The sequence below is a fragment of the Promicromonospora sp. NPDC023987 genome, from assembly GCF_040639055.1.
Classification (GTDB): domain Bacteria; phylum Actinomycetota; class Actinomycetes; order Actinomycetales; family Cellulomonadaceae; genus Promicromonospora.
Genome location: NZ_JBEZZF010000012.1, coordinates 102,754 through 111,565, shown reverse-complemented (window position 1 = coordinate 111,565; position 8,812 = coordinate 102,754). Strand labels below are relative to the sequence as shown.

At 72.4% G+C, this 8,812-nt stretch carries 8 protein-coding genes; 4 read left to right on the top strand and 4 right to left on the bottom strand.

Annotated features, from left to right (window positions below):
- The coding region (locus tag AB0F40_RS08565; RefSeq protein ID WP_357465692.1) for an ATP-binding cassette domain-containing protein at nucleotides 1–572 on the bottom strand (572 nt) is incomplete at its 3' end.
- A gap of 41 nt (nucleotides 573–613) precedes the next feature.
- On the opposite strand from AB0F40_RS08565, the gene AB0F40_RS08560 reads away from it, so the two are divergent.
- Both AB0F40_RS08560 and AB0F40_RS08555 read left to right on the top strand, forming a co-directional pair.
- The gene (locus tag AB0F40_RS08560; RefSeq protein WP_357465691.1) at nucleotides 614–1,273 is read left to right on the top strand and encodes an ABC transporter permease; all 660 of its coding nucleotides are present in this window, start codon (nucleotides 614–616) and stop codon (nucleotides 1,271–1,273) included.
- Nucleotides 1,270–1,953: an ABC transporter permease subunit gene (locus AB0F40_RS08555; protein ID WP_357465690.1), complete on the top strand. Its 684-nt coding sequence runs from the start codon at nucleotides 1,270–1,272 to the stop codon at nucleotides 1,951–1,953. The genes AB0F40_RS08560 and AB0F40_RS08555 overlap by 4 nt, the downstream gene beginning before the upstream one ends.
- Nucleotides 1,954–1,976: 23 nt before the next feature.
- Here AB0F40_RS08555 and AB0F40_RS08550 read toward each other — a convergent pair whose 3' ends face one another.
- Nucleotides 1,977–2,573 carry a helix-turn-helix domain-containing protein gene (locus AB0F40_RS08550; protein WP_357465689.1) on the bottom strand — a complete coding sequence of 199 codons (597 nt, stop codon included), beginning with the start codon at nucleotides 2,571–2,573 and terminating at the stop codon, nucleotides 1,977–1,979.
- 63 nt (nucleotides 2,574–2,636) lie between these two features.
- Between AB0F40_RS08550 and AB0F40_RS08545 the strand changes: the two genes are divergently transcribed.
- Together AB0F40_RS08545 and AB0F40_RS08540 are read left to right on the top strand one after the other, a co-directional pair.
- A complete protein-coding gene (locus tag AB0F40_RS08545; protein WP_357465688.1) occupies nucleotides 2,637–3,479 on the top strand; it encodes an SDR family NAD(P)-dependent oxidoreductase in 843 nt (280 codons plus the stop codon).
- Nucleotides 3,480–3,596: 117 nt separating this feature from the next.
- A complete protein-coding gene (locus AB0F40_RS08540) occupies nucleotides 3,597–4,628 on the top strand; it encodes a glycine betaine ABC transporter substrate-binding protein (RefSeq protein ID WP_357465687.1) in 1,032 nt (343 codons plus the stop codon).
- An 89-nt stretch (nucleotides 4,629–4,717) separates the two neighbouring features.
- Here AB0F40_RS08540 and AB0F40_RS08535 read toward each other — a convergent pair whose 3' ends face one another.
- Nucleotides 4,718–6,274, bottom strand: coding sequence for an NAD(P)/FAD-dependent oxidoreductase (locus tag AB0F40_RS08535; RefSeq protein WP_357465686.1), 1,557 nt, complete (start codon nucleotides 6,272–6,274; stop codon nucleotides 4,718–4,720).
- A 128-nt stretch (nucleotides 6,275–6,402) separates the two neighbouring features.
- Nucleotides 6,403–8,793, bottom strand: a complete 2,391-nt coding sequence (locus AB0F40_RS08530) for a Tex family protein (protein WP_357465685.1) — start codon at nucleotides 8,791–8,793, stop codon at nucleotides 6,403–6,405.
- Between the last annotated feature and the right edge of the window lie 19 nt (nucleotides 8,794–8,812).

The following is an 8,812-nucleotide window of genomic DNA, read 5'->3' as shown; positions in this document are numbered from 1 at the left end:
GCCGTGAGTCCTTTGGTGTGCACCTGCCTCCGCGGGCGCGGGCCCAACGCGGGCCCCCCGGCGCCGACCGGCACCCCCCCCCCCCCCCGGGGGGGGGCGGCCCCCCCCCCCCCCCCCACGCCGATGCGCTGCCGTTCGCCGCCGGACAGCTCGTGCGGGTACCGCTTCGCGTAGGTCGCCGCGGGCAGGCCCACCAGGTGGAGGAGCTCGGCCACGCGCGCCCGCGTGCGCCTGCGGTCCCAGCCCAGCAGGGCAGGCACCGTCGAGATGTTCGCCTCGACGGTGCGGTGCGGGAACAGCCCGACGTTCTGGATCACGTACCCGATCCGGCGGCGCAGAGCCACCGGATCGGCGGTGGTCACGTCCTCGCCGTTCAGCAGGATGCGGCCCGACGTCGGCTCCACCAGGCGGTTCACCATGCGCAGCGTGGTGGACTTGCCGCAGCCCGACGGGCCGACCAGCGCGAGGACCTCGTGCTCGCGGACGGCGAAGCTCAGTTCCTCGACGGCGACGGTGCCGTCCCCGTACGCCTTACGGACGGAATCCAGCTCGATCACGGTTCGGGCAGCCATGCCTGAGAACCTACCGGGTCGCGCACGGTAGGTTCTCAGGCATGCCCGGCAATCCCTGGTTCTCCTGGTCGTACGTGGTCGACAACGCGCCCCTGCTGTGGCAGCGCACGGTCGAGCACGCAGGGCTCACCATCGAGGCCGTCGCGATCTCCGCGGCCATCGCCGTCCCCCTGGGCGTCCTGATCTCCCGGTCCAGGTGGCTGTCCGGGCCGGTGCTCGGCACGGTCGCCGTCATGTACACGGTGCCGTCGCTGGCCCTGTTCGCGATCCTCGCGCCGCTGCTCGGGATCGGCCGCACGCCGGTCCTGGTGGGCCTGGTGGTCTACGCCCTGCTCATCATCCTGCGCAACACCGTGGCCGGCCTCGCCACCGTGGACCCGGCCGTCCTCGACGCCGCCCGCGGGCTGGGTTACGGACCGGCCCGGCTGCTCGTCCAGGTGGCCATGCCGAGCGCGCTGCCGAGCATCGTGGCCGGCCTGCGGCTGGCCACCGTGTCCACCGTCGCGCTGGTCACCGTCGGGGTCATCGTCGGATACGGCGGGCTGGGGCAGCTCATGTTCCAGGGCTTCCGCAACAACTTCTACCGGGCCGAGATCATGACCGCGACGCTCGCGACCATCCTGCTCGCCCTCGTGCTGGACCTCGCCCTCTGGGCGGTCGGCAGAGCCCTGACCCCCTGGCTGCGCGGGAGGACCTCATGAGCGCCCCCACCGGCGTCGTCGAACAAGCCGTCGTGTGGCTCAACGACCCGCTGACCTGGACCGAGCCGGGCGGCGTGCTGGAGCTGACCGGCGAGCACCTGCTCATGACCGCCGCGGCCACAGCGGCCGCGGCCGCACTGGCGATCCCGCTGGGCGCCTGGCTGGGACACAGCGGCCGGGGCGCGGGCATCGTCGTCTGGCTCACCAACGCCTCGCGCGCGCTGCCGACGCTCGGCATCATCTTCCTGCTCGCCGCCGGCGGGCTGTTCGGCAACACCGCCACCGTCATCGCCGCCGCGTTCTTCGCCGTGCCCGTGCTCCTGGTCAACACCTACGAGGGCGTACGGGGCGCCGACCCCGACGCCCGCGACGCGGCCCGCGGCATGGGCATGAGCGGCGGCCGCATCCTGCTGCAGGTCGAGCTGCCGCTCGCCACCACGCTCGTCTCCGCCGGCCTGCGGACCACCATCGTCCAGGTGGTCGCCACCATCCCGCTCGCGGCGCTCGCCGGGGGCGGCGGGCTGGGCCAGATCATCGCGTTCGGCATGGGCACGCAGCGGTACGGCGAGGTGCTCGCGGGCGGTGTGCTGGTCGCTGCGCTCTGCCTCCTGATCGATGCGGTGCTCGCGGTCGGACAGCGTCTGGCCACACCTGCGCCGCTGCGCGCCGGCGTGCGGTAGGGGCCTCGCCGGAGGCTCCGGCGTCAGGCCCGGACGGCGGCGACCGCCGCGTCGAACAGGTCCACGGGATCAGCCGTGCCGCCCGACTCCCGCCACGCCTCGACAGCGATGTCGAGGCAGGCGAGCGCGGCGGCGATCACCGCACGGGCCCGCGGGTCGGCCGTGGCGCCCGGGACGATGCCCAGGCGGCGCTCGATCTCCGGGGCGAACAGCTCCTGCCAGCGCAGGTGCTTCTCGAGGTGCTTCGCGCGGAGCGACGGCGCGTCCGCGTACATGCCCGCGATCTGCAGCTCCGTCACGGCGTCGGTGTCGGGGCCCTGGAGGGTCTTGAGCGCCGCGCGCAGCGCCTCCCAGGCCGTCTCCGCCGCGGGGCGCGCCTCGAGCGCGTCTCGCACGCGCAGCCCGAGCGCCTCGAGATCACCCAGGACGACGTCCTCCTTGCTCCCGAAGTAGTGGAAGAACGACCGCCTCGAGATCCCCGCAGCGGCAGCTATCTGGTCGACGGTGGTCGCCTCGAAGCCCTGCTCGGCGAACAGGCGCAGGGCCGTGTCCGTGATCTCGGCATGGACGGCCCTGCGCGTTCGCTCGCGCAGGCTCGGGGTGGCGGGAGTCGAGTCCATGGGGCGATCTTACCCTCGGTGCCAACGCTTGCACCGAGTGCAATACTCTGCCTACAGTGCAGTATGGCTGACATCGACTTCACCTCGCAGACCACCATCGTCACGGGCGCCAGCTCCGGTATCGGAGCCGCTTTCGCCCGGGCGCTCGCCGCGCGCGGCTCCGACGTCGTCCTCGTCGCCCGGCGCCTCGATCGCCTGCAGGACCTGGCGAGCGAGCTCGAACGCGACCACGGTGTGCGCGCCACCCCGATCCCGCTGGACCTCAGCGTGCGCGGCGCCGGGCAGGCACTGGCCGGTGAGGTCGCGGCGCGCGGCCTCGCGGTGACCGGCCTCGTCAACAACGCCGGCTTCGGCACCGACGGCCCCTTCCACGAGGAGAACCCGGACCGCCTGCAGGACGAGATCGCCGTCGACGTGGCCAACCTCGTGGACATCTCCCGCGCGTTCATCGAGCCCCTCCGGCAGTCCGGGCGCGGGATCCTGGTCAACGTCGCGAGCATGGCCGCCTACCTGCCGGGGCCCGACATGGCCGTCTACTCGGCGGCCAAGGCCTTCGTCCTGAGCTTCACCGAGGCGCTGTGGTACGAGTCGCGGTCGAGCGGGCTGCGCGTGCTGTCCCTCGCCCCGGGGCTGACCCGCACCGAGTTCTTCGACGACCTCGCGGGCGGCGCCTACACCGGCAGCTACCAGACGCCCGAGCAGGTCGTCGAGACCGGTCTGCGCTCGCTGGACCGCGGCAACCGCCGGCCCAGTATCGTCTCAGGCCGCGGCAACGCGATCACCGCGGGGCTGGGGCGGCTCTTCACCCGACGCCGCGCCGTGCTCCTCTCGGGCTCGGCCGGCGCCCGCTCGCGCAACGCCGGCGCCACCGCTGGGGCAGGGGCGCCGGCCGGGGCGCACCGCTGAATGTAACGACCTTCTCACGAGCGGGTTTATCCCTTGCCATCTCCGGCTCCGCGGGTTCGAATGGGAGCGATCAAAGCCGTAGAACAGCTGTACGTCACCCACGTTCGGAGACATTCGATGAAGTTCCCCCGTACGCACGTGTCCCTGCCCCGTGCGCTCGGCGCCGCGGCAGCCGTCGTCAGCCTCACCCTCCTGACCGCCTGCGGCGAGCCAGGCTCAGCCGGCGGGAGCAGCGGCAGCACCTCGACGAGCGGCTCGAGCCTTGCCGCGTGCGAGGCGGTGCCCGGCGACGAGCTCGTGGTGCTCGAGGACGACAAGCAGCTGCAGACCGTCGACAACATCATCCCGGCGGTGAACGCGGCCGCCGTGGAGGGTGACGACACCCTGATCCCGCTCCTCGACTCGGTATCGGCAGCACTCGACACCGACACCCTCATCGGTCTGAACAAGGCGGTGGACGTCGACCGCCGCACCTCGAAGGAGGTCGCGGAGGAGTTCGTGGCCGACGCAGGCCTCGACGACCCCGAGCAGACCGGCAGCGGCGAGATCGTCGTCGGCGCCGCCGACTTCGCGGAGAGCGCCACGCTCGGCACCATATACGCGACGGTGCTGAACGCCGCCGGGTACGACGCAGAGGTCACCACGATCGGTAACCGCGAGGCCTACCTCCCGGCCCTGGAGGACGGCGAGCAGGTCCAGGTGATCCCCGAGTACGTGGGCACCCTGACCGAGTTCATCAACAAGGATGTCAACGGGGCCGAGGCCGCGGCGGTGGCCAGCAGCGACCTCGACGCCACCGTCGAGGCGCTCACCGGGCTCGGCGAGGAGATCGGCCTCGTGTTCGGCGAGCCGTCCCCCGCGCAGGACCAGAACGCGTTCGCCGTGACCAAGGCCTTCGCGGACGAGCACGGCGTCGCCACGCTCAGCGAGCTCGCCGAGGCCTGTGGCGGTCTCGTGCTCGGCGGCCCGCCGGAGTGCACGGAGCGTCCGTTCTGCCAGCCGGGTCTCGAGGAGACCTACGGTCTGGAGTTCGCGGAGTTCCGCTCCCTCGACGCCGGTGGCCCGCTGACCAAGAGCGCCCTCCAGCAGGGCGAAGTCACGCTCGGCCTGGTCTTCAGCTCGGACGGCTCCCTCACCCCGTCGGAGTAGCCCCCTCCCGACTCCTGGCCCAACCCTTTCGAGGCCTAAGTTTCTTCGCTTTGGACGGCTCCAAAGCGAAGAAACTTAGGCCTCGAAGGTCAGAGGCCGTAGGACTCCAGGAAGCGCAGCCACACCTCGCTGACCGTCGGGTAGGCCGGGACGGCGTGCCAGAGGCGGTCCAGGGGGACCTCGCCGACGACGGCGATGGTCGCGGCGTGCAGCATCTCCCCCGCGTCGGGGCCCACGAAGGTGGCGCCTACGAGGACCCGCCGCTGCGTGTCCACCAGCACCTGCGCGCGCCCCTTGTACCCGGGTGACTCCACGCTCGCCCCGCCGACCCAGGACAGGTCGTACGACACGGCCTCTACCGGGATCCCTGCCGCGCGTGCCTCGCGCTCCGTCGGCCCCACCCAGCTCACCTGCGGCCGCGTGAACACGACCTGGACGCGGGCGCTGTGGTCGGCGGTCGCGGCGTACCGTGACCAGGCCTTCCCCTCCTGCCCGACGGCGGGCTCCGGGTCGCCGCTCGTCGGGCTCCGGTCCCCCACCTCCGTGCCGTAGCGCGCGGCCACCACGTCCCCGACGACGCGCGCCTGGTACTTGCCCTGGTGGGTGGTCGGCGCGCGGCCCGTGACGTCGCCGCACGCGTACAGCCAGCCACCGGAGACGCCGCTGACCTGCATCGACTCGTCGACGACCAGGGCTCCTCCGCGGCCGAGCGCCGACTCGTCGAGGCCCACGCTCTCCACGCCGAGGTCCGCCGTGCGCGGCACCCGGCCGGTCGCCACGAGAATCTCGGCGGCGGTGATCTTCCCGCCATCGGGCAGGGTGACGGTCACCGGGCCCGGCTCGCCGCCCTCGATCCCGACGCCGGGCCGCTCCACCGAGCCGGCCTCGACTCCCGTGCGGACGTCCACGCCCAGCTCGCTCAGCGATTCGGCGACCATCTCACCGGCGAACGGCTCCGCGCCCGACAGCAGCCCGCCGCGCGACAGCAGCGTCACGTGCGCACCGAGGTCCGCGTAGGCGTTCGCCATCTCGACGCCGACCACGCCGCCACCGATGACCACGAGCGACTCGGGGACCGCCTCCGCCGATGTCGCCTCGCGGCTCGACCAGGGTGACGCCTCCGCCAGGCCAGGGGTGTCCGGCAGGACCGGCACGCTGCCGGTCGCGACGATCACCGCGTGCCGAGCCCGCAGCAGCCGCGTCACCGGGGTCTGCCCCGCCTCGGCCTCCCCGAGACCGCTCTCGGAGCTGACCTCGCTCTCCGGCACCGAGACCTCGACGAGCCGCTCGCCGGCCAGCCGACCGTGCCCGCGCACCAGCGTCAGGCCGGCACCCTCGACCCAGGAGACCTGCCCGGAGTCGTCCCAGTTGCTGGTGATCTCGTCGCGCCGGGCGAACACGGCGGCGACGTCGGGAGCGCCGGGGTCCCGCAGCCCGGGCGTCTCGCGCGCGAGAGCGCGGACCGCGCCGGCCCGCAGCAGCACCTTGGAGGGCATGCAGGCCCAGTACGAACACTCACCACCCAGCAGCTCGGACTCGACCAGGGCAACGGACAGGCCCGTGCGCGAGGCGCGGTCGGCCGCGTTCTCCCCCACCGGCCCTCCGCCGATCACTACGACGTCGAACGTCTCTTCAGAAAGGCTCATGCCGTCATCGTGGCCCCCTGGCGGGCCGATCGCCAGAGGGCTCTGCCGATCAGCCAGAACCTCACGAAGCCGTCAGCCGCACAGGACACCGGGTGACCTGTGCGTCCGACGACTCCTGGGGTGGTGGGTCAGGCCAGACCCGCCTTGCGCAGCGCGTCCGCCATCGCGGTGTCCGCGGGCGCGGGTCGCCCACGGCCGCCCTGACCCTGACCGCGCCCGTTCCGGCCACGGTCCTCGCCGCCACCCTGGCGCCCGCCACGCTGGCCACCGCCGCCCTGGCCGTCCGGCCGGGAGCCCTGACCGCCGGCCCGGGACCCGCCGGACGTACGACCACCGGTACCAGCACCGATCTCGTCGTCCAGGCGCAGCGTCAGGGCGACCCGCTTGCGCTGCAGGTCCACGTCCATCACCTTGACCTTGACGATGTCCCCGGACTTCACGACCTCTCGCGGGTCGCTGACGAAGTTCTTGGACATCGCCGAGACGTGCACGAGCCCGTCCTGGTGCACCCCGATGTCGACGAAGGCGCCGAACGCGGCCACGTTCGTGACCTGCCCTTCGAGCACCATGCCGGGCACCAGGTCACCGAGCGTCTCGACACCCTCCGCGAAGGACGCGGTGGTGAACGCCGGACGCGGGTCGCGGCCGGGCTTCTCCAGCTCGGTGAAGATGTCGGTGACCGTGGGCAGCCCGAACGTCTCGTCGACGAAGTCGGTGGGCCGCAGCGTACGCAGCGCGCTGCCGTTGCCGATCAGTGCCTGGACGTCGGCGCCCGACGCGGTCACGATGCGCCGTGCCAGGGGGTACGCCTCGGGGTGCACCGACGACGAGTCCAGCGGCTCGGCGCCGCCCGAGACCTTGAGGAAGCCCGCGCACTGCTCGAACGCCTTGGGCCCCAGCCGCGGGACCTTCTTGAGCCCCGCGCGTGACGCGTACGGCCCGTTGGCGTCGCGGAACGACACGATGTTCTCAGCGAGCGTCGAGGTGATGCCGGAGACACGCGACAGGAGCGGCACGGAGGCGGTGTTGAGGTCGACCCCCACACCGTTCACACAGTCCTCGACCACGGCGTCCAGCGACCGCGACAGCTTGGTCTCGGTGATGTCGTGCTGGTACTGGCCCACCCCGATCGACTTGGGGTCGATCTTCACGAGCTCGGCGAGCGGGTCCTGCAGCCGGCGCGCGATGGAGACGGCGCCCCGGATGGACACGTCGAGCTCGGGCAGCTCCGCGCTCGCGTAGGCGGACGCCGAGTACACCGACGCCCCGGCCTCGGACACGATGGCCTTGGTCAGGCCGAGCTCCGGCGCCTGCTTCATGAGGTCGGCGGCGAGCCGCTCGGTCTCGCGGGAACCCGTCCCGTTGCCGATCGCCACAAGGTCGACGTCATGCTTCTTCGCCAGCCTCGCGAGCGTGGCGAGCGACTCGTCCCAGCGGTTCGCCGGCACGTGCGGGTAGATCGTCGCGTGCTCGACGACCTTGCCCGTCGCGTCCACGACAGCGACCTTGACGCCCGTGCGCAGCCCCGGGTCGAGGCCCATCGTCGCCCGTGTGCCGGCGGGCGCGGCGAGGAGCAGGTCGCGCAGGTTGGCCGCGAACACGCGCACCGCCTCGTCCTCGGCCTCCGAGCGCAGCCGCAGCCGCACGTCGATGCCGAGGTGCACCAGGATCTTCGTGCGCCACGCCCAGCGGACCGTGTCGGTGAGCCAGCGGTCGGCAGGACGCCCCTGGTTGGCGATGCCGAACTGGTGCGCGATCGTGCCCTCGTACGACGTCGGTACGCCGGCCTCGATGCCCTCCTCCGGCTCGATCGTCAGGTCCAGCACGTCCTCCTTCTCGCCCCGGAAGAGCGCGAGGACCCGGTGCGAGGGCAGGCTGGAGAGCGCCTCGCCGAACTCGAAGTAGTCGGAGAACTTGGCGCCCTTGTCCTGCGCACCGTCGCGGACGGCGGACAGCATGCGCCCGCGCTTCCAGAGCCGTTCGCGCAGCGTGCCGATCAGGTCGGCGTCCTCGCCCATGCGCTCCACGAGGATCGCGCGGGCGCCGGCGAGCGCCGCATCGGCGTCGGCCACGCCCTTGTCGGCGTCGACGTACGGGCCGGCGGCAGCCGTCGGGTCGAGCGACGGATCGTCGAGCAGTGCCAGGGCGAGGGGCTCCAGGCCGGCCTCGCGCGCGATCTGCGCCTTCGTGCGTCGCTTCGGCTTGTACGGGAGGTAGATGTCCTCCAGGCGCGACTTGGTCTCCGCCGACAGGATCTGAGCGCGCAGCTCGTCCGTGAGCTTGCCCTGCTCCTCGACCGACGACAGGATCGCCGCGCGCCGCTCCTCCAGCTCGCGCAGGTACCGCAGCCGCTCCTCGAGGGTGCGCAGCTGCGCGTCGTCGAGCGTGCCCGTGACCTCCTTGCGGTAGCGGGCGATGAACGGCACCGTCGCGCCGCCGTCGAGCAGGTCGACCGCCGCCGTCACCTGCCCTTCCCGAACACCCAGCTCCTCGGCGATCCGCCGGTTGATGCTTGCCACTTGGTTCCTTACCTCACGT

Bases quoted from the DNA above. Each gene is read 5' to 3' on its own strand.
- AB0F40_RS08560 (WP_357465691.1), top strand. From the start codon at position 614: ATGCCCGGCAATCCCTGGTTCTCCTGGTCGTACGTGGTCGACAACGCG.
- AB0F40_RS08555 (WP_357465690.1), top strand. From the start codon at position 1,270: ATGAGCGCCCCCACCGGCGTCGTCGAACAAGCCGTCGTGTGGCTCAAC.
- AB0F40_RS08550 (WP_357465689.1), bottom strand. From the start codon at position 2,573: ATGGACTCGACTCCCGCCACCCCGAGCCTGCGCGAGCGAACGCGCAGG.
- AB0F40_RS08545 (WP_357465688.1), top strand. From the start codon at position 2,637: ATGGCTGACATCGACTTCACCTCGCAGACCACCATCGTCACGGGCGCC.
- AB0F40_RS08540 (WP_357465687.1), top strand. From the start codon at position 3,597: ATGAAGTTCCCCCGTACGCACGTGTCCCTGCCCCGTGCGCTCGGCGCC.
- AB0F40_RS08535 (WP_357465686.1), bottom strand. From the start codon at position 6,274: ATGAGCCTTTCTGAAGAGACGTTCGACGTCGTAGTGATCGGCGGAGGG.